The organism is Pseudarthrobacter sp. TRD_SC_9, assembly GCF_055361265.1.
In genome coordinates, this window is the sequence record NZ_CM143956.1 from 89,718 (window position 1) to 115,207 (window position 25,490).

At 63.2% G+C, this 25,490-nt stretch carries 22 protein-coding genes and 1 pseudogene; 8 read left to right on the top strand and 15 right to left on the bottom strand.

The genetic code is table 11. The features are described 5' to 3' along the window. Positions 1-52: 52 nt before the first annotated feature. Together ACWA13_RS00440 and ACWA13_RS00445 are read right to left on the bottom strand one after the other, a co-directional pair. A pseudogene (locus ACWA13_RS00440) lies at positions 53-100 on the bottom strand (hypothetical protein); the annotation flags it as partial. A 346-nt stretch (positions 101-446) separates the two neighbouring features. Next, entirely contained in the window at positions 447-656 is a 210-nt protein-coding gene (locus ACWA13_RS00445) for a hypothetical protein (protein ID WP_463935997.1), read from the bottom strand. Between ACWA13_RS00445 and ACWA13_RS00450 the strand changes: the two genes are divergently transcribed. Continuing rightward, positions 655-1,464: an IclR family transcriptional regulator gene (locus tag ACWA13_RS00450; protein ID WP_463935999.1), complete on the top strand. Its 810-nt coding sequence runs from the start codon at positions 655-657 to the stop codon at positions 1,462-1,464. The two genes, ACWA13_RS00445 and ACWA13_RS00450, sit on opposite strands and share 2 nt — an antisense overlap. Before the next feature lie 5 nt (positions 1,465-1,469). On the opposite strand, the gene ACWA13_RS00455 is transcribed toward ACWA13_RS00450, so the two are convergent. Continuing rightward, complete coding sequence (locus ACWA13_RS00455; RefSeq protein ID WP_463936001.1) at positions 1,470-2,405, bottom strand: LysR family transcriptional regulator; 936 nt, start codon at positions 2,403-2,405, stop codon at positions 1,470-1,472. A 160-nt stretch (positions 2,406-2,565) separates the two neighbouring features. Here ACWA13_RS00455 and ACWA13_RS00460 point away from each other — a divergent pair, with 160 nt between their 5' ends. The 6 genes from ACWA13_RS00460 to ACWA13_RS00485 all read left to right on the top strand — a co-directional run bounded on the left by ACWA13_RS00460 (position 2,566) and on the right by ACWA13_RS00485 (position 11,158). Then, positions 2,566-3,870: an aromatic ring-hydroxylating oxygenase subunit alpha gene (locus ACWA13_RS00460; RefSeq protein WP_463936002.1), complete on the top strand. Its 1,305-nt coding sequence runs from the start codon at positions 2,566-2,568 to the stop codon at positions 3,868-3,870. Beyond that, entirely contained in the window at positions 3,867-5,282 is a 1,416-nt protein-coding gene (locus ACWA13_RS00465; RefSeq protein WP_463936003.1) for a ferredoxin reductase, read from the top strand. The genes ACWA13_RS00460 and ACWA13_RS00465 overlap by 4 nt, the downstream gene beginning before the upstream one ends. A gap of 74 nt (positions 5,283-5,356) precedes the next feature. Beyond that, positions 5,357-7,276 (top strand): BCCT family transporter, encoded by a 1,920-nt coding sequence (locus tag ACWA13_RS00470; RefSeq protein WP_463936004.1) that lies wholly within the window; start codon positions 5,357-5,359, stop codon positions 7,274-7,276. A gap of 9 nt (positions 7,277-7,285) precedes the next feature. Beyond that, positions 7,286-8,230: a formyltetrahydrofolate deformylase gene (purU, locus tag ACWA13_RS00475; protein WP_463936005.1), complete on the top strand. Its 945-nt coding sequence runs from the start codon at positions 7,286-7,288 to the stop codon at positions 8,228-8,230. Positions 8,231-8,253: 23 nt separating this feature from the next. Then, a complete protein-coding gene (locus tag ACWA13_RS00480; RefSeq protein WP_463936007.1) occupies positions 8,254-10,761 on the top strand; it encodes a GcvT family protein in 2,508 nt (835 codons plus the stop codon). Positions 10,762-10,852: 91 nt separating this feature from the next. Beyond that, positions 10,853-11,158 (top strand): hypothetical protein, encoded by a 306-nt coding sequence (locus ACWA13_RS00485; RefSeq protein ID WP_463936008.1) that lies wholly within the window; start codon positions 10,853-10,855, stop codon positions 11,156-11,158. A 23-nt stretch (positions 11,159-11,181) separates the two neighbouring features. Here ACWA13_RS00485 and ACWA13_RS00490 read toward each other — a convergent pair whose 3' ends face one another. Continuing rightward, positions 11,182-11,847 carry a TetR/AcrR family transcriptional regulator gene (locus tag ACWA13_RS00490; protein WP_463936010.1) on the bottom strand — a complete coding sequence of 222 codons (666 nt, stop codon included), beginning with the start codon at positions 11,845-11,847 and terminating at the stop codon, positions 11,182-11,184. 98 nt (positions 11,848-11,945) lie between these two features. Here ACWA13_RS00490 and ACWA13_RS00495 point away from each other — a divergent pair, with 98 nt between their 5' ends. After that, positions 11,946-12,857, top strand: coding sequence for an SDR family NAD(P)-dependent oxidoreductase (locus ACWA13_RS00495; RefSeq protein ID WP_463936011.1), 912 nt, complete (start codon positions 11,946-11,948; stop codon positions 12,855-12,857). 172 nt (positions 12,858-13,029) lie between these two features. Here the strand turns inward: ACWA13_RS00495 and ACWA13_RS00500 are convergent, their stop codons facing one another. The 11 genes from ACWA13_RS00500 to ACWA13_RS00550 form a co-directional block, all read right to left on the bottom strand. Further along, positions 13,030-13,221: a hypothetical protein gene (locus tag ACWA13_RS00500; RefSeq protein ID WP_463936013.1), complete on the bottom strand. Its 192-nt coding sequence runs from the start codon at positions 13,219-13,221 to the stop codon at positions 13,030-13,032. A 132-nt stretch (positions 13,222-13,353) separates the two neighbouring features. Then, entirely contained in the window at positions 13,354-13,983 is a 630-nt protein-coding gene (eda, locus tag ACWA13_RS00505) for a bifunctional 4-hydroxy-2-oxoglutarate aldolase/2-dehydro-3-deoxy-phosphogluconate aldolase (RefSeq protein WP_463936014.1), read from the bottom strand. Continuing rightward, positions 13,976-15,445 carry a mannitol dehydrogenase family protein gene (locus ACWA13_RS00510; protein WP_463937978.1) on the bottom strand — a complete coding sequence of 490 codons (1,470 nt, stop codon included), beginning with the start codon at positions 15,443-15,445 and terminating at the stop codon, positions 13,976-13,978. Before ACWA13_RS00510 ends, eda begins: the two co-directional genes overlap by 8 nt. Further along, positions 15,433-16,362: a PfkB family carbohydrate kinase gene (locus tag ACWA13_RS00515; RefSeq protein ID WP_463937979.1), complete on the bottom strand. Its 930-nt coding sequence runs from the start codon at positions 16,360-16,362 to the stop codon at positions 15,433-15,435. Before ACWA13_RS00515 ends, ACWA13_RS00510 begins: the two co-directional genes overlap by 13 nt. 50 nt (positions 16,363-16,412) lie before the next feature. Then, entirely contained in the window at positions 16,413-17,624 is a 1,212-nt protein-coding gene (gene manD, locus ACWA13_RS00520) for a D-mannonate dehydratase ManD (protein WP_463936016.1), read from the bottom strand. A 132-nt stretch (positions 17,625-17,756) separates the two neighbouring features. Next, the gene (locus ACWA13_RS00525; RefSeq protein ID WP_463936017.1) at positions 17,757-19,055 is read right to left on the bottom strand and encodes a TRAP transporter large permease; all 1,299 of its coding nucleotides are present in this window, start codon (positions 19,053-19,055) and stop codon (positions 17,757-17,759) included. 11 nt (positions 19,056-19,066) lie between these two features. Continuing rightward, positions 19,067-19,558 (bottom strand): TRAP transporter small permease, encoded by a 492-nt coding sequence (locus ACWA13_RS00530; protein ID WP_463936018.1) that lies wholly within the window; start codon positions 19,556-19,558, stop codon positions 19,067-19,069. A 104-nt stretch (positions 19,559-19,662) separates the two neighbouring features. Further along, positions 19,663-20,673, bottom strand: a complete 1,011-nt coding sequence (locus tag ACWA13_RS00535) for a TRAP transporter substrate-binding protein (RefSeq protein ID WP_463936020.1) — start codon at positions 20,671-20,673, stop codon at positions 19,663-19,665. A gap of 112 nt (positions 20,674-20,785) precedes the next feature. Further along, entirely contained in the window at positions 20,786-21,826 is a 1,041-nt protein-coding gene (locus ACWA13_RS00540) for an L-idonate 5-dehydrogenase (RefSeq protein ID WP_463936021.1), read from the bottom strand. Positions 21,827-22,163: 337 nt separating this feature from the next. Beyond that, the gene (locus ACWA13_RS00545) at positions 22,164-22,874 is read right to left on the bottom strand and encodes a GntR family transcriptional regulator (RefSeq protein ID WP_463936022.1); all 711 of its coding nucleotides are present in this window, start codon (positions 22,872-22,874) and stop codon (positions 22,164-22,166) included. 140 nt (positions 22,875-23,014) lie between these two features. Further along, complete coding sequence (locus ACWA13_RS00550; RefSeq protein ID WP_463936024.1) at positions 23,015-25,369, bottom strand: FdhF/YdeP family oxidoreductase; 2,355 nt, start codon at positions 25,367-25,369, stop codon at positions 23,015-23,017. Positions 25,370-25,490: the final 121 nt, after the last annotated feature.

Genomic DNA, 25,490 nt, shown 5'->3' on the forward strand with positions numbered 1-25,490 from the left:
TGCAGTAGGCGTGGCCGTCCTTCTCACGGGTTTTCCGTGAGCGGACCAGGAAGCAAGAGTAGGAGGTGAATTCATCCTCAGCCTGGGTAAAGACTTGCACTACGAGCTCTTCGGCGATGAACTCACCATCTTGTCGGGTCGGGCCTGGAAGGCATCAGCTTCCTCCAGCTCCCAGACGACAGCTTTGAAATCCGAAACAAATCCGGTTTGCTTGCAGGCCACGCCTACGTTGTGTCGGATGAGCTCGATCGAGTCGAGGGGCCACACACATGGTTAAAAGAGGACCTGCACCAGGATCGCTGAAGTCCAGGGAGGCGCCTGCGGTTGAACTACGCCCGGGTTTTCGATAGGGTCCACGGATGTCGCGCTTCAACTGAATGCCTTGAAGACCGTCGGCTGCCGCAGTAAGCGGGCACTGATCTTGGGGAGAAACCGCCCGTCATTGATCACAAGAAACCTCCATTCATGGGGGTTCCGGCGCTGTAGATGGCTCCGCCGGCGACGGCGACCTCTTCGCCGGCGCGCAGGATGGCCTCGATGGTGGAAATGTTACCCCGGAAGATCGGCGCGTCGTCGCGGACGGAAGCGACTGCGCTCGCCCAGCAAGGGCCTGTACTGATTTCACCCGCCACTAACGCCTTGAGAGTATTAGTCATGGCAACAAACAATGATCGTGAACCCGAGGTCGATGCAGAGTCCGGCCAGCACGGAGGTGTTCAGTCAGTAGACCGGGCACTGACGGTCCTTGAGATCCTGGCCCGGGACGGCCATGCCGGAGTGAGCGAAATCGCCGAGGAAATGGGCATCCACAAGTCCACGGTGTCGCGGCTCCTGGGCTCGCTGGTTAACAGGGAGATGGTCCACCAGAACAGTGACCGCGGCAAGTACCAGCTGGGCTTCGGCGTCCTGCGGCTGGCCAGTTCCATCCCCGGCAGGCTCAGCCTGGTGAGGGAAGCACGCCCGGTGCTCGAGACCTTGGCAGAGGAGTTCAAGGAAACCGTCAACCTTGCGGTGCTGCAATCCAATTTCGCCGTGAACGTGGACCAGGCCATGGGCCCTTCCACCCTCGCCACCTATGACTGGGTGGGCAGTTTGACGCCGTTGCACGCGACCAGCAGCGGCAAGGTCCTGCTTGCGGGGCTGCCAGCGGACGACCGTGCACGAATCCTGAAGGAAACCGGGCTGCCGGTCCGCACGCCCCGCACCATCACAGACAGGAAAGAGCTTGAAACCCAGTTACTTGACGTCGCCCGCCAGGGTTACGCCGTAGTGCGGGAGGAATTCGAAATCGGGCTCAACTCGATCTCGGTGCCGGTCCACAACCACGTGGGCGCCGTAGTAGGGGCCGTCAGCATCTCCGGACCCGCCTTCCGCTTCGATCCGGAAAACGAACCGGGGCTCCTAATCGGACTGAAGGAAGCCGGGCTGAAAATCAGCGCGCGGCTGGGCTACGCCCGCCACTAGTGCGCTCAGAGATCCTCCTCTTCGAGTCGGGAAGTGAGGATTCGATTGGCGTTAGCGTGCAGGATGCGGAGCGACTCCTGAATCAGGGGTGAGGCGATGCTGCCCCTGCGCGCCGCGGCGATAATGCGCCGCGTGGGTTTTGCATTTCCGGTGATACGTAGCCGGACCACGTTCTCGGCACCATGCAGAGGCGCCAACCGCGGCAGCAGGCCGACACCCAGCCCCGCCCCCACGAACGCGATCTGGGTTTCCCATTCAACGGCCTCGTGGGCGATTCGCGGTGTCACCCCGACTGCCGTGAACGCCGCGGTGAAGAGGGAATGGTAGGTGGAACCTGCCGCCTCCGTGATCCAGGGTTCGGATGCCAGTTCTTCGAGCGTCGCTGTTTCCTGTGAGGCCAGCGGATGGTCACCGGGAACAATCACGTCCAGCGGGTCGTCCAGCAGTACTGTCTGCTCGAATCGCGGATCATCCTCACCATAGGTGTCGGACTGCATGGCGACAATCACCGCGAGGTCGATACGTTCCGCGATCAACAAGTCGAAGCAACGGGCCGGATCAGCCTCAAGGACCTGCACCTCCAGGAGGGGGCGTGTTGAGCGCAGGGTAGCCGCCAGCGGTGCGAGCAGCTGGGCGGCTGCAGTAGAGAATCCGCCGAGGCCAAAATGGGGCTGCACCTGGTCCCCGGCCTCCATGGCTGCGGCGCGCAGGCCCTCCCATTGGGCAATGAGGGGATCCAGGCCCGCCACTATAAAACGACCGGTGGAGGTGAGCCGCACGCCCCGGCCGTCTTTCGTCAGCAGTTCCATGCCAAGCACGCGCTGGAGTTCCCGCAACTGCGCGGAGACGGCGGAGGGGGAATAGCCCGTGAGCTCCGCGGTCGCGCCTATGGTGCCGCACCGGGCAAACACGCGAAGAGTGATGAGCCTCGCATCGATCATGCACCTATTCTGCATGATTATCGTCAATAACTTGCGCTATTTTTGCAGCCGATGTGACCCTAATCTCATAAGTACCAGCTCTTCCACCACGCCGCTCGCACCCAACGCACCCGTGGTTGACACGCAACACCCATTTACCCCGCCTCTCGGGAGGAAACCCATGACTGCTTCAGTGAACGTGCCCCTCAAACCACGCGGAAAGCTCGCTGCATCATTGCCGGCCGAGCAGCTGGCGGAAATCACCGCGCTGTTTGAGTTCCGGCGCGCCGGCTACTCCCTCGATGCCCCCTTCTACACGGATCGTTCGATCTTCACCATCGACATGGAGGCAATCTTTGGCCAGCACTGGATATTTGCCGCCAGCACCGCCGAACTGCCGGAACCGGGCGACTACGTCACCGTCGACTACGGACCCTACTCCCTGATTGTGCTTCGCAACGACGACGGCGGCGTGAACGTCCTGCACAACGTCTGCCGGCACCGCGGCGCCCGCGTCCTGACCGAAGCTGCCGGCTCAACCGGAAACCTGGTCTGCGGCTACCACTCCTGGACTTATTCCCCCGAGGGCAACCTGATCCACGCCTCCGCCCCCGGGGAAGCGAAGTTCGACAAGAACTGCTTCGCCCTCAAGCGCGCCCACGGCCGCGAGGTCGCCGGCCTCATCTTCGTCTGCATTGCGGATGAACCGCCGACGGACTTCGACGAAACCGCCAAAATCTTCGAACCCTACCTGGCGCCCCACGATCTCTCGACGACGAAAATCGCGTACCAGCAAAACATCATCGAGGAGGGCAACTGGAAGCTCGTCATGGAGAACAACCGTGAGTGCTACCACTGCGACGGCCACCCTGAGCTCGCCTGCTCCCTCTTCCCCACCTGGGGCCTCACGGAGGGCCTGATCCCGACTCACCTGGAGGAAGTGTGGGACCGCAACAAGGAGGCCCAGTCCTCCCTCGAGGAGCGTTGCCGCCGCTACGGCCTTCCCTACGAAATTGTCGAGGAGCTTGACACGCGCATCGCGGGAATCCGCATCTCACGGGAATCTCTCGATGGAGAGGGTGAGTCATTCTCCGCGGACGGGCGCAGGCTTTCCAAGAAGCTGCTCGGCGACCTGCCCGACTTCCGCCTGGGCCGCTGCTCAATGCACCTGCAGCCCAACAGCTGGTTCCATTTCCTCGGCGACCACGTCATCACGTTCGGTGTTTTCCCCATCAATGAACACCAGAGCCTCGTACGCACCACGTGGCTGGTGGCCGATGACGCCGTGGAAGGCGTCGACTACGACCTGGAGAAGCTCACCTACACCTGGAAGCAGACGAACCTGCAGGACAAGGCGTTCGTGGAGCTGTGCCAGCAGGGCGCCGGCAGCCCGGCTTACGAGCCCGGTCCCTACATGAAGAGCGAATACCAGGTCGAGGCATTCATCAACTGGTACGTGCAGCGCGTGCAGGAGCACTTGGCATGATTGAGCTCCTTCCTGAAACGGCAATCCAGGAACCACAGCGTATTCGTGGTTTGGAGATGCCGTGGAACAGGGTCATGGGAAGCACCGAGACGCCCGCCCGGGCAGCCCGTGCGTTGGGCCCGTGGCGTCCACAGGAGTTCATGGCCGAATGCGTCGAGACCGTTCCAGAGGCCGGCGGCATGATGACCTGCGTGTTCCGCCGCTGCGATGGTGCGCCGCTGGCGTTCCGTGCGGGCCAGTACGTGAACGTCGCATTCCCCGTGAACGGTGAGGACCGGGAACCGGTGGACCGCAGTTACTCGCTGTCCAGTTCGCCCACCCAGCCGTGGACCTTCAACATCACGGTCAAGTCCGACCCCACGGGACTGGTCTCGCCGTGGGTGCATGAGAACGTCAAACCCGGCGCTGTTCTTGAGATGCTGGGACCGGTGGGAGCATTTCACCTGCCCGACGTCGACCGGCGGGCACGGTACCTCCTGCTTGCTGCCGGCGCAGGCATCACTCCCATCATGTCCATGGTGCGGACCATCCACTCCCTGCCCGGGCGCGCCGATGTTGTGATGCTTTACCACGGCTCGGACGCTGGAGGCTTTGCCTTCCACCGGGAATTGGCCTACATCGCCTCCGTGGACTCGCGCATCAAGGTCTACTACTCCTTGGGCAGCCGCAGCGTACCGGAGGGGTGGGAAGGGCTCAGTGGAAGGCTGACGGCGGCCATGCTCGAGGAAGTAGCCCCCGACGCCAATGGCCGTCAGGTCTACGCCTGTGGTCCGGAGGGTTACCTGAATACCGCCACCGAGCTCCTGCAGAAGGTCGGTGTCGACGAAACTTCCATACACATGGAGTTTTTCTCGGGAGATCGCCAGACGCTCCTTGAATACCAGGCAGAGGTGGCGCTTGCAGCCGACGTAGCGGAGGAAATCGCCGAGGAAATCGCTGAATCCGCCGAGGACTACTTTGAAAGCCAGCCCGCCGCGTTCGGGCTCTACGAGCCTGGCTACGATGCCAGTGGAACTCTGCAGGCCTCGGGGCTGCCGCTGGAAATCAGCGGCCCGGAAACACCCGGCTCCGAGCCCTCCGTCAACAGCCCGGGCGTAGAGCCGGAAGCCGGTTCCCCTGATGCTTCGAGCTTCGACACGGTGGGAACAGGCAGCCTCACCATGTCCTTCATGCGTACCGGCATCAATGTGCGGATCGACCCCACCGAGCGCATTCTCGAGGTTGCCCAACGGGCGGGCGTCAGGATTGGCGCGAACTGCAAGGAAGGCATGTGCGGCTCCTGTAAGGTCGTCAAGCTTTCCGGGGAGGTCGAGATGAACCACCAGGGCGGGATCCGCGCACGGGAAATCTCTGCAGGCAAGTTCCTGCCCTGCTGCTCCACCGCGCAGACGGACCTGATGATCGATGCCTGACCCCCGTTCCGGCTGCAAAGGCGCAGCCGAGACCTCACAGCACCAGCCCATGAATCCGAACTAAGGACTTAGACATGGCAATAAATACCGGTACCGCTATCCACGACGGCGTGGATGACCCAACTCCCGGCGTCGATAAGGACGCCGAACAACCCGAAGTGCACGAAAATGACGAACAGCTACTGCAGGAACTGCGCGAGAGCGAAACGGATCTCTCAGCAGGAAGGCGTCCCCGCCGCTCCCTCGAGGGCCTGGACAAGGTCACTTTCGGTGTAACAGGTGCCCTGGCCCTGGCCTTTGTCATCTGGGGCTTCGCGGGTTCCGCTTCCTTGAACACAGCCTCCACCGCCGCGCTGGGGTGGGTCATCGAGAACACCGGCTGGATCTTCGTCAGCCTGGCATCCCTTTTTGTTATCTTCGTCCTGTGGCTGGCGCTGGGGCGCTTCGGCAATATCCCGCTCGGCAGGGACGGTGAAAAGCCCGAGTTCCGGACTCTGTCCTGGATCGCAATGATGTTCAGTGCAGGCATGGGTATCGGCCTGGTCTTCTACGGCGTTGCCGAGCCGCTCTACCATTACGTCGCACCGCCACCCGGAACAGTCCAGGGAGTCAGCCCGGAGGCGATCCAGACTGCCATGGCAACCTCGATATTCCATTGGAGCATCCATCCCTGGGCGATGTTCGCGGTGGTTGGCATCGCCATGGCGTACAGCACTTTCCGGCTTGGCCGGCGCCAGCTCATTTCCTCGGCGTTCACTTCTCTCTTTGGGAAGCGGGCGGAAGGGCCGGCGGGCAAGGTCATCAACATGCTGGCCATCTTCGCCACCCTCTTCGGAACGGCCGCTTCCCTGGGCCTCGGCGCCCTGCAGATCGCCAGCGGCCTGCAGTTCAACGGATGGGTCGGTGAAATCGGATCCCCGGTGCTGGTTTTGATCATTACCGCGCTGACCGTGCTCTTTGTGATCTCGGCAGCTTCGGGCATCGCCCGCGGTATCCAGTGGCTTTCCAACATCAACATGGTGCTCGCCCTGGCGCTGGCGGCAATCGTCTTCCTTGTGGGGCCCACTCTGTTCATCCTCAACCTGATTCCCTCCGCCGTCGGCGATTACGTACGCGATCTGCCGTCCATGGCTTCCCGGACGGAAGCCGTCGGGGACGAGGCGCTTCGTGAATGGATGTCCGGCTGGACCATTTTCTACTGGGCATGGTGGGTGTCGTGGGCACCGTTTGTTGGTATCTTCATCGCGCGCATCAGCCGCGGGCGTACCATCCGCCAGTTTGTCACCGGAGTCCTGCTGGTGCCCAGCGTCGTCAGCGTCATCTGGTTCTCCATCTTTGGCGGCACCGCTTTCGATATCCAGCAGCGGGCTGATGCCACCTCCGACACTGGCGACGGCCTGGTCGACATCGTTGATGGCGCACCGAGCATCTCCTTCCAGGGCGCGTTGTTTGACTTGATTCGGAACCTTGACGTCCCGGTGGCGGCAGGCGTCGGAATCGCGCTGCTGGCCATGGTCCTCATCGGTATCTTCTTCGTCACCAGTGCTGACTCGGCCTCCATCGTCATGGGCTCACTTAGTTCCAACGGGCGGTTGGAGCCGTCAAGGCGGGTACTTATCTTCTGGGGAGTCCTGACCGGTGCCATTGCGGCTGTCATGCTGCTGGCCGGCGGGGACGACCCGAGTGCGGCATTGAACGGTCTGAAGAACATCACCATTGTTTCAGCGCTGCCCTTCGCCGTCGTCATGTTCCTGCTGTGCTTCGCTTTGGTTCGGGATCTGCGCCGCGACCCCATTTCCCTGCGTCATCGCCTGGCGGAATCTGTTGTTGATCGCGCTATCCGGGCCGGCGTCGATGAACACGGCGGCGTGCAGTTCGATCTCGTGACCAAACATGAATGCGACGAACACTGCGTCGAAGACAAGCGTTGCCCCGGCGATTCCACCCCAGGCCAAACGCCTGCTGTTTCCACCAAAACCACATCTGCACCTTAGGAGCTCCCCGTGACCATACTTCTTGAGAGCGTCCCGCCCGGCAATGCCACTGCCGCCGCGGGCGCCGCGTCCGCAACGGCCACAACCCGCATTGCCCAGTTCGTCCTCACCCTGTCCTGCCCGGACAAGCCAGGCATCGTCAGGGCAGTAACGACGTTCCTGGCTGACCGCGGCTTCGACATCGTGGAGCACCAGCAGTTTGACGACCACGTCAGCGGTAACCTCTACCTCCGCACCGCCTTCACAGCAGGAATGCCGGCAGAGCCCGACGTCGAGGACACCGTGGAGGTCCTGACCGAAGCGTTCCAGCCCATCGGCGAGGACTTCGGGATGAACTTCACCATTCATGACGGCAGGCCCCAGCGGCTGCTGGTGATGGTCTCGAAGTTCGGCCACTGCCTCAACGACCTGATCTTCCGCTGGCAGGCCGGCAGCCTGGGTGCCGAAATCGCCGTCGTGGTTTCCAATCATGAGACCCTTCGTCCCATGGCTGAGGCTGCCGGACTGACCTTCATCCACGTCCCGGTCACCGCAGAAACCAAGCCCCAGGCCGAGGCCAAGCTGCTGGAACTTGTGGAGGAATACGACGCGGACCTGGTGGTCCTGGCCCGCTACATGCAGGTGCTGTCCAACGAGCTCTGCGGAAACCTGCGCGGCCGTGCCATCAACATCCACCACTCGTTCCTGCCCGGCTTCAAGGGCGCCAAGCCCTACCACCAGGCCTACGACCGCGGCGTCAAACTGGTGGGCGCTACCGCCCACTACGTAACTGCCGACCTGGACGAAGGGCCGATCATCGAGCAGGAAGTCTTCCGGGTTGACCACAGCCTGGACGCCGATGCCCTGGTAACTGTCGGCAGGGACGCCGAAACCCAGGCTTTGGCACGGGCCGTGAAGTGGCACTGCCAGCACCGGGTCCTGCTCAACAAAACCCGCACCGTCGTATTCCGCTAACGCGAGACCAGGAGAAACATTTCATGAGCGCATCACCTCGCGTCGTCATCATTGGCGCCGGCATCGTCGGCACCAACCTCGCGGATGAACTTGCCAACCGCGGCTGGAACAACATCACCGTGGTGGAACAGGGGCCGCTTGAACTTGCCGGCGGCTCGACGTCCCACGCCCCCGGCCTGGTGTTCCAGACCAACCCCTCCAAGACCATGACCGAGTTCGCCCGCTACACCGTGGAGAAGCTCCTCGCCCTGAGCGCGGACGGCATCTCCTGCTTCAACCAGGTGGGCGGACTCGAGCTGGCCACCACCGAAACCCGCCTGCAGGACCTCTCGCGCAAGCTGGGCTACGCGACGTCGTGGGGCATTGAGGGCAGGCTGATTGATTCCGACGAATGCGAAAAGCACTACCCGCTCCTGAACAAGGGTGCGCTGGCGGACGGCCGCCGCGTCCTGGGTGGTCTCCTGGTGCCCACCGACGGCCTGGCCTCGGCCGCACGCGCCGTGCAGCTGCTGATTGCCAAGACCCGCGAAGCCGGCGTCACCTACCGTGGCTCCACCACCGTGACGGGGATCGAACAGGCCGGCGGCAAGGTCACCGGCGTCGAAACGTCCGACGGCGTGATCCCGGCAGACATCGTCGTCTCCTGCGCCGGTTTCTGGGGCCGCGAGCTGGGCAAGCTGGCCGGCCTCAAGGTGCCCCTGCTGCCGCTGGCGCACCAGTACGTCAAGACCACTCCGCTCGATGAACTGCGCGGCGTCAACGATCTCCCCAACGGGGCCACAAAGCCGATCCTGCGGTACCAGGACCGGGACCTGTACTTCCGTGAACACGGCAACCGGATCGGCATCGGCAGCTACGCGCACAAGCCCATGCCGGTGGACATGGGCAAGCTGCCCCGCGTTGGTGCGGAGGAGATGTCCGACCACAACATGCCATCCCGGCTGGACTTCACCCTGGAGGACTTCGCCCCGTCCTGGGAGGACTGCCAGGACCTGCTGCCGGCCCTGCGCCAGACCGAGATCAATGACGGCTTCAACGGCATCTTCTCCTTCACCCCCGACGGCGGACCGCTGATGGGCGAGGCCCCGGATGTTGCGGGCCTGTTCGTGGCTGAAGCCGTTTGGGTCACGCACTCTGCAGGCGTCGCCAAGGCGATGGCTGAGATGCTGACCGAGGGCCACTCCCGCACTGACCTGCACGGCTGCGAGCTGACCCGGTTCGAAGAGGTCCAGACCTCGGACGCGTACGTCAGCGAAACGTCGCAGCAGAACTTCGTGGAGATCTACGACATCCTCCACCCGCTGCAGCCCAAGGAGTCCCCGCGGGACCTCCGGGTGAGTCCTTTCAACGTCCGGCAGAAAGAGCTCGGCGCGTTCTTCCTGGAGTCTGCCGGTTGGGAGCGCCCGCACTGGTTCGAGGCCAACCGGCCGCTGCTGGAGGAACTGCCGGCCGACTGGCAGACGCCGGAGCGTGACGAGTGGTCCGCCATGTTCTCATCCCCCATCTCCGCCGCCGAAGCGTGGAAGACGCGCACCGCCGTCGGGCTCTATGACATGACTCCGCTCAAGCGGCTCTCCGTTGTTGGCCCCGGCGCGCAGGCGCTGCTGCACCGGCTCAGCACCGGCAACATCGCCAAGAAGCCCGGAGCCGTCACCTACTGCCTCCTGTTGGAGCACGACGGCGGCATCCGCAGCGACGTGACCGTCGCCCGGCTGGAGGAGGAAACGTTCCAGCTCGGCGTCAACAGCAACGTGGACTACGACTACCTGCGGGTCGAGGCCCGGAAGCAAACCGCCGAGGATCCGGCCCAGTGGGTGCACGTCAGCGACATCACCGGCAGCACCTGCTGCATCGGGCTGTGGGGACCGCTGGCACGGGAAGTCATCGGCAAGGTCAGCGACGACGACCTCAGCAATGACGGCCTGAAGTACTTCCGCACCAAGCAGATCTTCGTCGGCGGCATTCCGGTGACGGCCATGCGGCTCTCCTACGTGGGCGAACTCGGCTGGGAGCTGTACACCACTGCCGAATACGGCCTGAAGCTCTGGGATCTGCTCTACGAGGCCGGCCGGGAGCACGGCATCGTCGCCGCCGGACGTGGCGCCTTCAACAGCATGCGCCTGGAAAAGGGCTACCGGTTGTGGGGCACGGACATGACCTCCGAACACCACCCGTACGAATCCGGGTTGGGCTTCTCCATCGCCAAGGACAAGACAGGCTTTGTGGGGGCCGAAGCCCTGGCCGAGCGCAAGGAGCAGCCGGCGTCCCGGGCGCTGCGGTGCCTGACGGTCGACGACGGAACCTCCATCGTATTGGGCAAGGAACCGGTGTACGTCGGCGGCGTCGCGTCCGGCTACGTCACCAGTGCAGCGTACGGCTACTCGGTGCACAAGCCGATTGCGTACGCCTGGCTGCCAACCACTGTCGACGTCGGAGACGCCGTGGAAATTGAGTACTTCGGCAAGCGGGTTGCCGCCACCGTGACGGCGGAGCCGCTGTTCGATCCGGGTATGGAACGGCTGCGGGGCTGACACTTAGCTCCGGTGGTTCCGGTGGTTGAGCCTGTCGAAACCACGACGGCGACACTCCGCTCAGAGCGGGGTGTCGCCGTCGCTTTGCTATGTGGGCACGGAACTGTCACGACGTTGTTGCCGCTACTACGGGGCGCTAACCGCGCCCCAGGCTCTCGACAACATTGCAAACGCAAGCCAAACCGTCACTTCTGCTGCGGAGGTGACGGTTACTACTCCGGATGCTGAAACCATTATTCCGCCGACGAGCGGCGGTCAGCTCAGCGTGTCCAACACCAAAACTGGTTCCAAGATCGGGGTTGAGCTTCGTTCAGCGGCAACAACGCAGTTTCCGAAAAACTGCCTGCAGGATGAGGGGTCCATCCAGATCACTACCATTCCCCGCGCCCTGAGCTGACGGCGGGGTGTATCTAGCTTGGTTCAGGTACGAGGCAGTGCACCTATGAGCGTCGACGTGAAGGCCTCCCGTAGAGCATCACGGAGATCGAGGTGCAACACACCGAGCTCAGGCTCGTCCGCGTACGCGGCGAGGAGGCTGGGCGGCGGAGGTACGTAAGCCGACAGTGCCCCCGCCGAGACAAGGCTCATCAGGCAGAACAGTTGTGCCCCGTCGCCGAGTTCGGGAACATGGCGGAGTACGAGATCGGTCATGGTTGCAAGTTTGGCGAGTGAAGAACGCTTGTGCCGCTTGACCACTTCGACCGACACGTTGTGCTCCAGGACACCACCCTGCGCGCCGAAGAGGTCACACAGCACCACCCGGTCCGCCAGTGAATCGCTCAGGATCTCGGCCAGCTGGACCACCCGGACCTCCGGCGCAGCACCCGCCTGGATGCCCGCGTCCAGCTCCTCCGCCAGCTCGGTGAGCCAGCTTCCCAGGAAGTCGTCCAGCAGTTCGAGCAGCACCGCCTCGCGGGACTCGAAGTACCGCAGGACGTTGGACTTGGCCAGTCCCACCCGCCGGCTGAGCTCATTGAGGCTCACCTCGGCCACGGGCATCTCGCGGAGCATCGTTGTGGCCGTCTCCAAGATCGCCCGACGGCGGATCTCCCGTTGCTCCTCGCTTCGCGCCCGCTGGAATGTCACTCCTCGAGTCTACCTAAAGACCACCGGTCCCTTGACTTCAGACCGGCAGTCTCTTAGAGTAGCCCTAAATAACAGACCGACAGTTCTTTAGGAGCATCATGAGTAATGACTGGAACGAGCAGCACATACCCGACCAGCACGGCCGGGTGGCGGTCGTAACCGGCGCGAACACCGGACTGGGTTTCGAGACCGCCCGGATGCTCGCCGAGCACGGGGCATCGGTGGTCCTGGCCGTACGCGACGTCAGGAAGGGCAAGCAGGCAGCCTCCCGCATCAACGGCGACGTCGCCGTTCAGGCCCTCGACCTGACCTCTCTTCATTCAATCCGCTCCGCGGCGGCCGACCTGCGCGCCGCCTACCCGCGCATCGACCTCCTGATCAACAACGCCGGCGTGATGTACACGCCGAAACAGACCACCGCCGACGGCTTCGAGCTGCAGTTCGGCACCAACCACCTCGGCCACTTCGCGCTCACCGGACTGCTCCTGGACCGGCTCCTGGCCGTCCCCGGCTCCCGCATCGTCACGGTCAGCAGCACCGGGCACCGCATCCGCGCCGCCATCCACTTCGACGACCTGCAGTGGGAGCGTTCGTACAGCCGCGCCGCCGCGTATGGCCAGGCCAAGCTCGCCAACCTGATGTTCACATACGAACTGCAGCGCCGGCTCGCTCCACACGGCACCACGGTTGCCGTCGCCGCCCATCCTGGCGTGTCCAACACCGAACTCACCCGCAACGTGCCCGCCTCGATTCGGATACCCGTCACCTGGCTCGCACCGCTGCTCACTCAAAAGGCCGAGATGGGCGCCCTCCCCACTCTGCGCGCCGCCACCGACACCGCCGTCACTGGCGGCCAGTATTACGGGCCCGGCAACTGGGGTGAAATTCGCGGATACCCGAAGCTGGTCACCTCCAGTCATGACTCACACGACCAGATCGCCCAGCAGCGCCTATGGACCGTTTCCGAAGATCTCACCGGAGTGAGATTTCCCCTGGGTGTAAAGCCATAACCCCGCAGCGAAGGCGTCGCCGCGGGTGGTTTCATCGGGCGGGCCAAGAGTGGCCCATCAAAGTCGACCCGACTTCACACACAAGGAAGCCCCGTAAAGCATCAACGCCGTACGGGGCTTCGTTGTCTAAGCGGCTGTCAGCCTAGGAGCAGTCGGTCCTGATACTGCCGGGTCAGCGCCGCCTATTGAGCATGGCCATGATTCTGCCGGCCACGCCGCCAGTGCCGGAGCGTCCGCCCATGGCGCCTGTGGTGTTGGGCGTGCGCCCGGTGGCGTTCGTTCCGGTGCCGCGGACCGTACCGCCGGTGCCGGACCTGCCTGCGAATTTTCCAGCGGCATTCCTGATCATGCTTCCCAAGTTCATGTGAAACTCCTTAAGTCTTGATCCTGCCAACCGATATTCATCAGCGTGCTTACTATTCTAGCGCATTGATCAGCCTGGCCGGTAAGGGCATTATGATCTGCTGCGACCTGCCACTTACACGGATAGCCCTCGTCACGCCATTCTGAGGGAGGCGGTTCCCTGCGCGAGCTTGGTAATTTGCTGCCAGTCCTGGTTTTCGATGGCGCTGCGGGGGGTGAGCCAGCTGCCTCCCACGCAGGATACGTTCGGCAGTTTCAGATATCCCGGTGCGGAGTTCAGGCTGATACCTCCTGTTGGGCAGAACTGCACCTGGGGGATGGGCGCTCCGATGGCGGCGAGGTAGTCTGGGCCGCCAGCGGGTCCTGCCGGGAAGAATTTCATGGTGTCCAGCCCGCGTTCCAGCACAGCCATGACCTCGCCCACTGTTGCCACACCGGGCAGGATGGGGACGTCGAGGTCCAGCATGTGGTCCAGCAGGGATGGGGTCATCCCAGGGCTGACCAGAAACTGCGCTCCGGCGGCTACCGCTGCGTCTGCCTGGCCGGGCGTGAGGATGGTGCCGGCGCCCAACAGGATGTCCGGCACTTCATTGGCAATGCGCTTCAGTGACTCCAGCGCGCTTTGAGTGCGGAGCGTGAGCTCGATGATGCCGACGCCGCCGTCGGCCAGTGCCCTTGCAAGGGGAACGGCGTGCTGGGGTTCGTCAATGGTCACTACCGGGATGACGGGTGATACGTGAAGGACGCTGGTGGCATTAGCCATTGTTGATCTCGTTTCTCAGCCCGTCCAGGCCGTAGGTTTCGATGATGAGGTACCAGTGAGTGAGCAGCCCGGCGAAGGTGGTGTTGGCCGCAAGCCCTTCGTCGAAGATGCTTCGCATGGTGAGAAGCGCGGGGACGACCGTCGCGGTAGAGCGCTCATCTGGCAGGATTGCCTGAAGTTCCGCCGCGAGGGGGTCGTTTAGTTCCTCTAGGGGAGTGGTGGCGACGTGGTGCATCCAGGCGGCCACGGCGAGCGTAGCCCACCGCGGTTCCCGTCCGGCGTCGAGGTTTGCGCGGACTGTGGTCAGCAGCCGCAGGCCGATCTTTTGGGATCCGTCACTGCCCACCTTGGTGGTGGTATGGCCCAGGGCCGGGTTGGCAAAACGTTCCAGGACTTGGCTGCAGTAGGTTTCGCCGTCCAGGCCGTCAGGCAGGCTTATGGTGGGAAGTGCATCCTCGAACAGCATCAGCCTGCATGCCGTGCGGAAGGAGTCCTCAGCGACGGCGTCGCTGATGGTGTCCTTGCCCGTGGCAAGGCCGAGGTAGGCGAGCAGGGAGTGGCTGGCATTGAGCAGGCGCAACTTGGCTGCCTCCCACGCCGCGACGTCGTTGCTGAACAGCGCGCCGGCTTTCTCCCAGGCCGGGCGGTCCCCGGCGAAGTTGTCCTCGATGACCCACTGCATGAAGGGTTCTGCCACCACGGCGGCTTCGTCGCGCAGGCCGAGTTCGCGTTCGATGGTGTCGAGGTCGGCGTTGGTGGTGGCCGGGACCATGCGGTCCACCATGGTGTTTGGGAATGTCACGTGTGCGTCCAGCCAGGCGAGCAGTGGCCCTGCTTCTTCTGCAGGAAGGGCGGCGGCAAAGGCCCGGACAAGGTTTTCGGTCAGCTCCCCGTTGGCGGGCAAGTTGTCGCAGGAGACGACGGTGAGCGGACCAGTACCGGTGCGCTCCCGCTGTTGGATGCCTCGGGTGAGCTGCCCGATGGCGGTCTGCGGCGGGTGGCCGGCGAGGTCTGCCTGCACCTGCGGATCACCGGTGTTGAGCGACCCCGTGTGGGGATCAATCCGGTAGCCCTTTTCTGTGACCGTTAACGTCACTACCTGCGTCGTGGCGGCGGCGATCCGGTCCACCACTATCTCCGGGTGGTCTTTGCCGGAGATGGCCTCCACAAGGCTGGAGACCACTCGGTGAGGCGCGGCTCCGCTGCCCCGCTCAGCCACGGTGAAGAGCCCGTCCTGCGGTGCCAGTTGGCGTGCCACCGTGTCCGAACGCTGAGTCACCCCAACGATCCCCCACTCCGAGGAGCCGGTCGCGAGCATGGCATTCTCGGTGAACACCGCGGTGTGCGCGCGGGCGAAGGCCCCCAGGCCGAGGTGAACAATGCCGGGACGGAGAGTGCCGGGGGTCAGCAGCGGACGGTGGTTGCCGATCGTGGCAAGAGAGGCTGCGCTTAGGCGTGTGATGACTTTGCTCCCTCGGCCGGGCCGGCAGCATGGCCGCGGGTCTGTTCGAAGGTGGGGATAAACCCTGTCCCGCCCTTGCCGCCTACTGCCAGGGACGCTGCTGCTGCACCGTACCGGGCAGCAGCCGGAAGGGTGTCGCCAAGGACAATACGTGCGGTCAGCGTGCCGACGAAGGCATCGCCTGCCCCGGTCTGGTCCACGACCGCGGGGGCCGGTATCGAATCGATCCACATACTGTCCAGGCCTTCGCCTTCGAGTTGGACTCCCTTCGCTCCACAGGTTACGGCCACATTCACTGCCCCGAGGTCCCGCAATCTGGCGGCGGCCCCGGCTGCCGTGGAGCAGCCCAGGAGTGCTGACGTTTCACCTGGAAACGACGGGGTTACCAGGAACGTTCGCGGTGCCAGCTGCAGGAGCACCGCCGTCGCATTTTTAACGGAAGTCAGCCGGGGGCGGAAGTTCGGGTCAAACACAAAGCGTTTGGCAACCGCCGCGGCCTTAAGCACTGCAGCCCGGGAAGAGTCCGAGATGGCGCAGGCAATGCCGCCGGCAACTACTGCGCCGGCGGCCGAGAAAACTGCAGGGTCTACGTCTTCGGGGCTCAGGCTGGATCCCACGCTGCCGCTGCGGGCGTAGGAGAACTCACGCTGTCCGTCAGGGTCGCTGTGTACCAGGTAGACGCCCTGCTGACCGGTCCGGAACTTCAGGAGGTCCGGTGAAATGCCGAGTTCAACGATCCGGTCGGCGATCGCCTTGCCGAGGTCATCATCGGTCAGGACGGACAGGAGCCCCACCCGGGCGCCGGCCGCAGCAGCTGCAGCGGCGACGTTGAGGGCGTCACCGGAGATGCCGAGCTGGGCGGGTACGCCATGGGCGAGGGCCACGTCAGTGGCCACCTCGACCAGGATCTCCCCCATGACGACGACATCGAAAGGTTCTTGCTTGGAGTGGTGCTGCGCTGTATTGCTCACCAGTCATGCACCGATCCGTCGAGCCGCCGGTTGATGGGAAGGTATTTCGGGTCGAACGGGAAGCGTGCGGCGGCTTCCTCGTTGAACTCCACGCCGATGCCGGGAGTGTCCCCGGGGTGCATGTACCCGTCGTTGAAGGTGTAGGACGTGGTGAACACTTCATTGGCCGGCTCCCGGTGGCCCATGTACTCCTGGATCCCGAAGTTGGGGATGCTCATGTCCACGTGCAGCGCGGCAGCGAAGGAGGCCGGCGACAGGTCACCGGCGCCGTGCGACCCGGAGCGCACACCGTACAGGTCAGCAAGGGAGAAGATCCGGCGCAAGTGGGTGATGCCGCCGGCGTGCGATACGGAGGTGCGGATGTAGTCGATGAGCCGTTCCGTAATCAGCTGCTGGCAGTCCCAGATGGAGTTGAACACCTCGCCCACCGCGACGGGTGTGGTGGTGTGCTGGCGGATGAGGCGGAACGCCGACTGGTCCTCGGCCGGTGTGGGATCTTCGATCCAGAACGGCCGGTACTCCTCCAAGGAGGCGCCCAGTCTGCCTGCTTCAATGGGTGATAGGCGGTGGTGGACGTCATGCAGGACGTGGGTCCCGTAGCCGAACTCTTCGCGGATGTGGGCCATCATCCTGGGTGCGAAGTCCAGATATGCCGTCGTCTCCCAGGTATCCTCCTGGGGGACGTTGCCGCTGGCAGGCTCGTAGAGCTTGCCGTCCACGGGAGCGATGCCGTAGGTCTTCTCCAGGCCGGGAACCGCTGCCTGGGCACGGATGGCCTTGTAGCCAAGGTCCAGGTGGTGCTGGAAGTCCGCACTGAGGTCCTCCAGGGTGGACCCGCTGGCGTGGCCGTAAACCATAACGCCCTCGCGTGCAGCCCCGCCGAGGAGCTCATAAACAGGCATACCGGCAGCCTTGCCCTTGATGTCCCAAAGCGCGACGTCGATCGCGGCGATCGCCGTCATGGTCACCGGTCCACGGCGCCAGTAGGCGCCCTTGTAGAAGTACTGCCAGGCGTCTTCTATGCGTCGGGCATCTCGGCCGATCAGCAGTGGGCAGAGGTGCTCGGACAGGTATGAGGCCACGGACAGCTCACGGCCGTTCAGCGTAGCGTCGCCGATGCCTGTGGTGCCGTCCTCGGTTTCGATGATGAGCGTGACGTAGTTTCGTCCGGGTGACGAAACCACGACCCGTGCGTCGGTGATCTTCACTGGTTGGTCCTTCGGATATTGAGGATGGAGAAGTGGAACTAAACAGGCTGCTGGTCCAGGCCTCAACTGAAGCCCCGGGCCGACGTGTTGCTGCTGTCGCCAGCTTCCGGCCCGGTCTTGGCGGAGAACGGGTTACTTGGGATCGAGCCAGCCGAGCGGTGTCAGGATCAGCTCAGGGATCAGCGCCATGACTATGACGAGTGCCGTTTGTGCCAGGAGGTAGGGCAGCGTGGGACGGATGATCGCACCGACCTTGACGTTTCCTACGGCAGCAGCCACATTCAAGGAGGGCCCAACGGGGGGTGTGTTCAGGCCGATGACGTTAGCCAGGGTGAAGACGATGCCGAAATAGATCAGGTCGATTCCAGCGGCGTTGAGTAGTGGCAGGACGATCGGGGTGACGATCAGGATGGTCGGCACGACGTCCAGTACCAATCCCAGAAGAATAATGAACATCAGGAGGACGATCATCAGAAGTGTCGGGTTGTCGACGAGCCCGCCCAGGGAACGGGTGAGCACTGCCGGTACACCGGAAATCGCCATGTAGTAAGCCGCAACCTGCGCTGCAGCGGCGAGGAACATGACGACGGCCGACACCTTGGCAGCGGACCTCAAGGCTGCGAAAGCTTCCTTGATGTTGATTTCCCGGTAGACGAACACGCCGATGATAAGCGCATATACGACGGACACCACGCCGGCTTCCGTTGCCGTGAACACCCCGCTTCGCAGGCCGAACAGGATAATGACCGGGAGCAACAGCGCCCAAACCGCCTGGTAAGCCAGCTTGGCCAGTCCCCGGACCCCTACGCGGGGAATTTCGGACCTGATGTTCTCTTTCGAGCGCGCAATGAAGTACCAAACGATAAACATCACAATCGTCAGGTAGAGAGCGGGAGCGATACCGGCAAGGAACAGCGACTTGATGGAAACGCCCGCGGCGGCACCGTAAATGATCAACGGCACCGATGGCGGCATGATCGGCGAGACGAGGTTTGAGGAGGCGATCAGCGCGGCAGATCGTTCCCGGTTGTAGCCGTCTTTGACCATCATGGGGATGAGGATTGCCCCCAATGCTGCCGTGCTCGCCACAGCCGAACCTACCAGGCTGCCGAACAACAGGGCCGAGAGGATAGCGACGTAGCCGAGACCACCACGTACCCGACCGACGGTGGCGCTGGCAAGGGCAATGATGCGGTGTGTGAGGCCGCCACGGTTCATCAACTCACCTGTGAGGATGAAGAACGGGAGTGCCATCATGGCGACTGAATCAGTGCCGCGCAGTAGTTGCGCGGCCATGATCTGCGGGTTGCCTGAACTTCCGCCCATCTGCATGCCGGTAGCGGCAGAGGCAAAAAGCAGCGCGAACGCGATCGGTACACCGATCGCAATGGAACCGATGAGATACCCGAACAAGGGCGCAAGAACCTTCATGTCAGATACTCCTAGTCGATCGAGGTTCTTGTGCCGGCGGCACTGGTTTCGTCGTCTTTAATTGCAAGCAGTTCAGCGACAGGGCTTTTCATTATCAGCAAGCGGTACAGGTTCCCCAGCGCGATGAGCACGATGGCCATGCCGGTGACGACACCGGCCCCCATAATGAGCGCTCGCGGGTATTGGGTGGCAACCCACGCGTCGTTCCGGCTCTGCACGGCAAGATCCCAGCTTCCCTGCACGAGCAGCCACATCACCCAGATGATGATGAGTTGGACGACCGCGTAGAGAACCTTCTGGACCATCGGCGGGACATGTTCAAGCAGCGTGTCCACACCAAGGTGCCGATTATCACGGAAGGCGGCGACAGTGCCCAGGTAAACGAGGTAGATGAAAGACAAGCGTGTGACCTCTTCCGACCACACAAAGCCGGTTGAGAACGCGAAGCGCAGGACCACGTTGAGGAACATCAGGAGAACCATGAGGGCCAGCAGTACGGCCATCAAGATCTCCACCCCCCGGAAGAGGAAATCTAAGAATCTTGTCAATTTCGTTCCTTGTTTGAAGTGGTGAGGGCACTGTTGCCGATGCCCTCACCGTTGTTTGGTTACTTGACTTCGCGAATCCGCGAGGTGAGGTCCTCGGCCCATTCGTTGTCCTTGAGGAGCGTCTCGGTCAACGGCTCGATGCGCTCGATCATCTTCTGCCGGTCGGCTTCCGAGAGCGAAGTGACGGTCACGCCCTTCTCCTTGAGGAGAGCGCGGTCCTTATCCACGTTTGCGATGTAGTTGCTCCACGCCTTTTCGGAGGTTTTCTTGGCGGCGTCGCGCACAATTTGCTGGTGCTCTTCGCTGAGGCCATCCATGAACGGGGCGCTCACCACAAGCTCCAGCGTCGCGATGATGTGGTTGGTTTCAAGAAGGTAGTCCTGCACCTCATGGAAGGACTGGCTGATGACTGTCACCATGCCGTTGTCCTGGCCGTCGACGACGCCCGTCTCGAGTGCGGTGAAAAGCTCTCCCAGCGGAATGACCTGGGCGCTGGCGCCCAGGTTTTCGGCGAGCCCGATGTGGATGGGGTTGCCGGGCATGCGGAACTTCTGTCCTTCGAAGTCGTCCACGGACTCCAGTGGCTTGGAACTGGTGAAGGTACGCGCGCTGTTCGGCCCCCAGCCCAGGAGGTACGTTGACGGGAACTGCTCGTGGAACTCTTCGCTGAGTTCATCGGCTATTTCGCCGGTCCACACGGCCTGAGCGTGCTCCAGGTCGCGGTACAGGAAGGGCCAGTCGGAGATCAGCATCTTGGAGAACTCTTTGTTCATAGGCGTGCCGACGACGGCGACCTCAAGGGTGCCATTGCGCACGCTGTCCCACAGGTCAGCCTCGTTGCCCAACGTGCCGCCGTGGTGTACCTCGACGCTGAGTGCGCCGTCGGAGGCCGCTTCTATCTCCTGCTTGAAAACCTCATCAATAGCGGCCGCCATCGGGTGGCCTGCGTCCCAGGTGTCGGCGATGCGGATGGTCTTTGTCTCACCTGCATCACCGGCCCCGGATGAACCACAGGCAGCAAGTGATGCTGCCAGGGCAGTTGCCGTGAGGATAGTTACCAAACGCTTCATGTTAACTCCTTTGTTTGCGCATGGGCGGGTTTGTCTCTAAGCGGTTTGACGCCTTAGGCCTTAACCGCTGCCTTACTGGCTGGTGTTTGTTCGGCGTCTTGTGACGCGGGTGTCATCCGCTAATTCGCAGCAACACTTTGCTTGATCCGGAAGATCGATCAGCCGCCACGTCGAACGCTTTGTGGGCTTCGTCGATGGTGAACTCATGGGTGAGTATCGGGTCGACCAGAAGGCCGGCGGCGAGCAGGTCGATTGCTTCCGGCATCTCATGGACAAATCGGAATGAGCCGCCCCAGAGGATTTCCCGTGTCACCAAATCACCCAGTACGGCTGTGACCGACGTGGCCGGGAGGTTACCGACTTGAACAACGGCTCCGCCCCGAGCGGTGGAATGCAGGACTGAGCCCAGCGCCCCCGCAGCCCCGGACGCTTCGATCACCAGTTCGAATTCGCCTTCCAGCGGGGTCGTGGAGACGTCCACCGTCCGGTCCGCCCCGATCTTGGTTGCGATCTCCAGGGCGGCGGCTGACAGGTCGGCTGCTGTGACAGAGGTTGCTCCGAGGTGCTTCGCCACCGCCATAGTGAGCAGGCCAATAGGCCCGGCGCCGTTCACGAGGATGTCCCGCCCGGCCACGCCCCCTGGCAGCAGCGCTCCTGCCCGCCGTACAGCGTGCAAGGCAACCGCCAGCGGCTCGACGACGGCTCCGAGCCGGGTGCTTACATTGTCAGGCAGTGGCAATACCTGGTCGGCACGAACAACTTTGAGTCCGACAAAACCGCCGTCCGTGTGCGGATCGAGCGCGGCCGATCCGAAGTAGCGAACGTTCGGGTAGAGATTGATCCGGCCGCGGATCCGATCGGGTAACCTCCCGTCGCCGACCAGGGTCGGGGGCGATAGGGCGGCACGCTGCCCGATCTCGATGCCTTCCACCCCATCGCCAAGACTGACGACGCGGCCCGCGAATTCGTGCCCGAGGATCAACGGGTGCTTCAGCATGGCGGTCCCGGAAGCTCCCTTGGCCACGTAGGCCAGGTCCGAGCCGCAGATGCCGCCCCAGTCCACGGCTATCAGCACCTCACCGGAATCAGGCTTAGGCTCCGGCAGGTCATCCACCCGAAGGTCGGCCACGCCATGAACGACAACTGCCTTCAAGAACCTGCCCCCAACGCACGTAGCTGGCTGCCAGCCATGCTGCCGGGGGGAAGGGAAGGCGGCTGTGTCCTTGAATCCATGACGCTCCTTTGCGAAGAAAACAGTTCAAACTGTGAAGTACAGCACTTGTATGTAAGGAGAGTTTGGCAGAAGGACTGAGCTATCGTCAAGTGGCACAAGGAATGTGTTGCCCTGTCCCATACGGCAGGGAACAGCCACCATGCGGTGCCTGCTGCCCGCGACCCGGCGGGCGATCAGGGATTCGACTGGTGCGCGATAAGACCCCCGACTAGAAACCAGGTCGGAGGTCTACCTTTGGCACCCAATCACCGAGGGATCAATCCCACACAGCGACGCTCCGCCGGATCGGCACGGCGCCCGAGTTGGATGAAAACAGCTCCGGCGACCGGCGGCGTACACGCTCTATATCGGCAAAGACGGTACGTAGATGAGCGCGCATCAAGCTCCGGGCCTGGTCCCGGTCTCCTCGTAACAGGGCCTCCAGCACGTCAGTATGCTGGTCCCGAAAAACCTTCATCGAGGGATTCTCGGTCAAGCCGAGACGCCGTGCACGGTCAAGGTGGCCTTTGGCTGCCACCACGGTCGGCCAGATGCGCTCGTGGCCAGCGAGCCGGAGCAGGCCGTGGTGGAACTCCTCATCCAACCGGAAAAACGCCTCAGGATCGTCATCTGCGAGCTGCTGCTTAACCAGATTTTCACGCAAGGTCTCGACCTGAGCCGGATCCGGTTTGGCTGGAATGTCATCAAGGGAGGCCAACTCCACAGCTTCACGCAGGAATTGTGCGTCGGCCACGCGTTCGGGGTCCACCCGTGAGACAAAGGAGCCCACCTTGGGAAAAATCTGAACCAGGTCCTCCTGAGCCAGCAGGATCAGGCTCTCCCGGACTGGGGTCCGGGAGGTGCCCAGTTCAGCTGACAGTTCGTTCTCTGACAGTGGTGTCCCGGGAGCCAACTCGAGAGTCACGACTCGACGTCGTAGCTCCTCAAAGACGGTTCGTCGGCTGCTTCGGGCGGAATTTGATGGCATATCTTGATCATAGTGAACCGAGGCCGGGTAGCTTACAAGCGTTGGTGCGACCTGCTTGCATACAAGTTCTGAGACCAGCCCAGTGATGCCAATCAGCGAGCATAATTGGACACCCCGGAACCAGGGCCGCGGCAGCCGCCCTAGCCCGCCGTCGCCGGCTCCGGCACCCTTCCCGTTTCCGTCTCACCGGTCTCGGCCAGGTGGGGGACAAACCGGACGAACATCGCCTTGAACCCGGGGGTGTTGGATTCGCGGGCCACGTTTTCCTTGTGGACCAGGGCGTTGGCTTCCGGGAAGTACGCGGCGGCGCAGCCTTTTGCGGTGGGGTAGGCCACCAGGCGGAATTTGTCCGCTTGGCGGTCGTGGCCGCGGAAGGTGCTGACCACGTCCACGAGGTCCCGGTCCTTGAACCCGAGTTCTTCCAGGTCTTCGGGGTGGATCAGGATCACGCGGCGGCCGCCGGAAATGCCCCGGTAGCGGTCATCCAGGCCATAGAACGTGGTGTTGTACTGGTCGTGGCTGCGGATGGTCTGGAGGACCAGGTACCCCTCGGGCGGGGTGAGGTACTCCAGCGGGCTGACGGTGAAGCGGCCGCGGCCGATATCGGTGGCGAAGGAGCGTGTGTCCCTGGGCGGGTTGGGCAGCACGAAGCCGTTTTTGGTCCGGACGCGGGCGTTGAAGTCTTCAAATCCGGGCAGGACCCGGGCGATGTGGTCCCGGATTACGTCGTAGTCCTCGGCCATACCCTTCCAGTCCACGGAATGCTCCGGGCCGAAGGTCGCCTCGGCCATCCGGGCAACGATCACCGGCTCGGCCAGCAGGTGCTCGGAAACCGGTTCCAACCTGCCCTGGGTGGAGTGGACCACGGACATCGAGTCTTCCACGGACAGGAACTGGGCGCCCTTGGGGTGCTTGTCGTCCTTGTCCGTCCGGCCCAGCGTGGGAAGGATCAGGGAGGTCCGGCCGTGCACAATGTGGGACCGGTTGGGCTTGGTGGAGATATGCACGGTCAGGCCGATGCGCTGCATCCCCGCCTCGAGGGTCTCGGTGTCGGAGCAGGCGAGGGAGAAGTTGCCGCCCATGGACACGAAAACATCCACCTCGTCCCGTTCGAAAGCCTCCATGGCCTCTACGGCGTCGTAGCCGTGGTGCCGAGGGGAGGTGATGCCGAACTCGCCGTCCAGGGCATCCAGCAGCCATTCCTTCGGCTTCTCCCAGATGCCCATGGTCCGGTCGCCTTGGACGTTGGAATGCCCGCGCACGGGGCAGGCTCCGGCGCCGGGCTTGCCGAAGTTTCCCTGCAGGAGCAGGACGTTGACCATTTCCTTGATGGTGTCCACGGAGTGCGGCTGCTGCGTGACGCCCAGGGCCCAGCAGAAAATGGTGGCCTTGGAAGCGACCAGCATGGACGCTACCTTTTCGATCTGTTCCCGGGACAGCCCGGTGGCCTTCTCGGTTTCGTCCCAGTCCAGCTCCTGGCGGGCCTGGGCGTACGCGTCGAACCCGTCCGTCTGGGCGCCGATGAAGGAATGGTCGACGACGGTACCCGGGTTACGCTCTTCCTCCGCCAGCAGCAGGTGGCCCAGGGCCTGGAACAGCGCCAGGTCTCCGCCGACCTTGATCTGCAGGTACTCGTCCGCGAGGGGGGTGCCGCCGCCCACCACGCCGGACACGGTCTGCGGGTCCTTGAAGTTGAACAGGCCGGCCTCTGGGAGCGGGTTGACTGCCACCACCTTGCCGCCCTTGTCTTTGCACTCCTTCAGCGCGGACAGCATGCGGGGATGGTTGGTGCCTGGGTTCTGCCCCACCACGAAGATCAGCTCGGAGTCGTGGATGTCGTCCAGCGACACCGTTCCCTTGCCGATGCCGATGGTCGGATTCAATGCCGAGCCCGAGGACTCGTGGCACATGTTGGAGCAGTCAGGAAGGTTGTTCGTCCCCAGCGCCCGGGCGTACAGCTGGTACATGAACGCCGTCTCATTGGCCGTGCGGCCGGAGGTGTAGAAGACGCAGCGGTCTGCGGTGCTGGCCCGGACATGTTCGCCGATCAGCTCAAAAGCGTCCGCCCAGGTAATCGGCGAGTAGTGGGTGTCACCCTCGCGGATCACCACCGGCTCGCTGAGCCGGCCCTGGTTGCCCAGCCAGTACTCGGTCTTTTCCGACAGCTCCTTGATGGAATGCCGGGCCCAGAACTCGGCTCCGACGGTCCGCAGGGTGGCCTCTTCAGCCACCGCCTTGGCCCCGTTCTCGCAGAACTCCGCAGCCTTGCGCTTCTTGTCCGATTCCGGCCAGGCACAGCCCGGGCAGTCGAACCCGCCGCGCTGGTTCAGCCGCAGCAAGGACTGGGCAGTACGGGGCACGCCGGCTTGGGCAACCGCGCGCTCAAGGGCGACCATGACGGCTTTTACACCGGCGGCCTTGGTCTTGGGGGCGTGGACTTCGAGGTCATCTTCATTGATGTCCGCCACGGGGGCGGGCTGCTTACCGAACTTCACGGTTGCCATTCCTTACCGGCGCATGTCCTGCTGGTTTGTTGTCCTGCTCGAGTTAGTGCCTGTTGGCAGTAGCGCCACGAAGGCACGCCGGGCTTCCCGGCCCGCCACTCGGGCACCCTTT

Bases quoted from the DNA above. Each gene is read 5' to 3' on its own strand.
- ACWA13_RS00525 (WP_463936017.1), bottom strand. From the start codon at position 19,055: ATGAAGGTTCTTGCGCCCTTGTTCGGGTATCTCATCGGTTCCATTGCG.
- ACWA13_RS00465 (WP_463936003.1), top strand. From the start codon at position 3,867: ATGATTGAGCTCCTTCCTGAAACGGCAATCCAGGAACCACAGCGTATT.
- ACWA13_RS00515 (WP_463937979.1), bottom strand. From the start codon at position 16,362: ATGGGGGAGATCCTGGTCGAGGTGGCCACTGACGTGGCCCTCGCCCAT.
- ACWA13_RS00455 (WP_463936001.1), bottom strand. From the start codon at position 2,405: ATGATCGATGCGAGGCTCATCACTCTTCGCGTGTTTGCCCGGTGCGGC.
- ACWA13_RS00445 (WP_463935997.1), bottom strand. From the start codon at position 656: ATGACTAATACTCTCAAGGCGTTAGTGGCGGGTGAAATCAGTACAGGC.
- ACWA13_RS00450 (WP_463935999.1), top strand. From the start codon at position 655: ATGGCAACAAACAATGATCGTGAACCCGAGGTCGATGCAGAGTCCGGC.
- ACWA13_RS00495 (WP_463936011.1), top strand. From the start codon at position 11,946: ATGAGTAATGACTGGAACGAGCAGCACATACCCGACCAGCACGGCCGG.
- ACWA13_RS00530 (WP_463936018.1), bottom strand. From the start codon at position 19,558: ATGGCCGTACTGCTGGCCCTCATGGTTCTCCTGATGTTCCTCAACGTG.
- ACWA13_RS00470 (WP_463936004.1), top strand. From the start codon at position 5,357: ATGGCAATAAATACCGGTACCGCTATCCACGACGGCGTGGATGACCCA.
- ACWA13_RS00535 (WP_463936020.1), bottom strand. From the start codon at position 20,673: ATGAAGCGTTTGGTAACTATCCTCACGGCAACTGCCCTGGCAGCATCA.
- ACWA13_RS00460 (WP_463936002.1), top strand. From the start codon at position 2,566: ATGACTGCTTCAGTGAACGTGCCCCTCAAACCACGCGGAAAGCTCGCT.
- eda (WP_463936014.1), bottom strand. From the start codon at position 13,983: ATGGCTAATGCCACCAGCGTCCTTCACGTATCACCCGTCATCCCGGTA.
- ACWA13_RS00545 (WP_463936022.1), bottom strand. From the start codon at position 22,874: ATGCCATCAAATTCCGCCCGAAGCAGCCGACGAACCGTCTTTGAGGAG.
- ACWA13_RS00500 (WP_463936013.1), bottom strand. From the start codon at position 13,221: ATGAACTTGGGAAGCATGATCAGGAATGCCGCTGGAAAATTCGCAGGC.
- ACWA13_RS00480 (WP_463936007.1), top strand. From the start codon at position 8,254: ATGAGCGCATCACCTCGCGTCGTCATCATTGGCGCCGGCATCGTCGGC.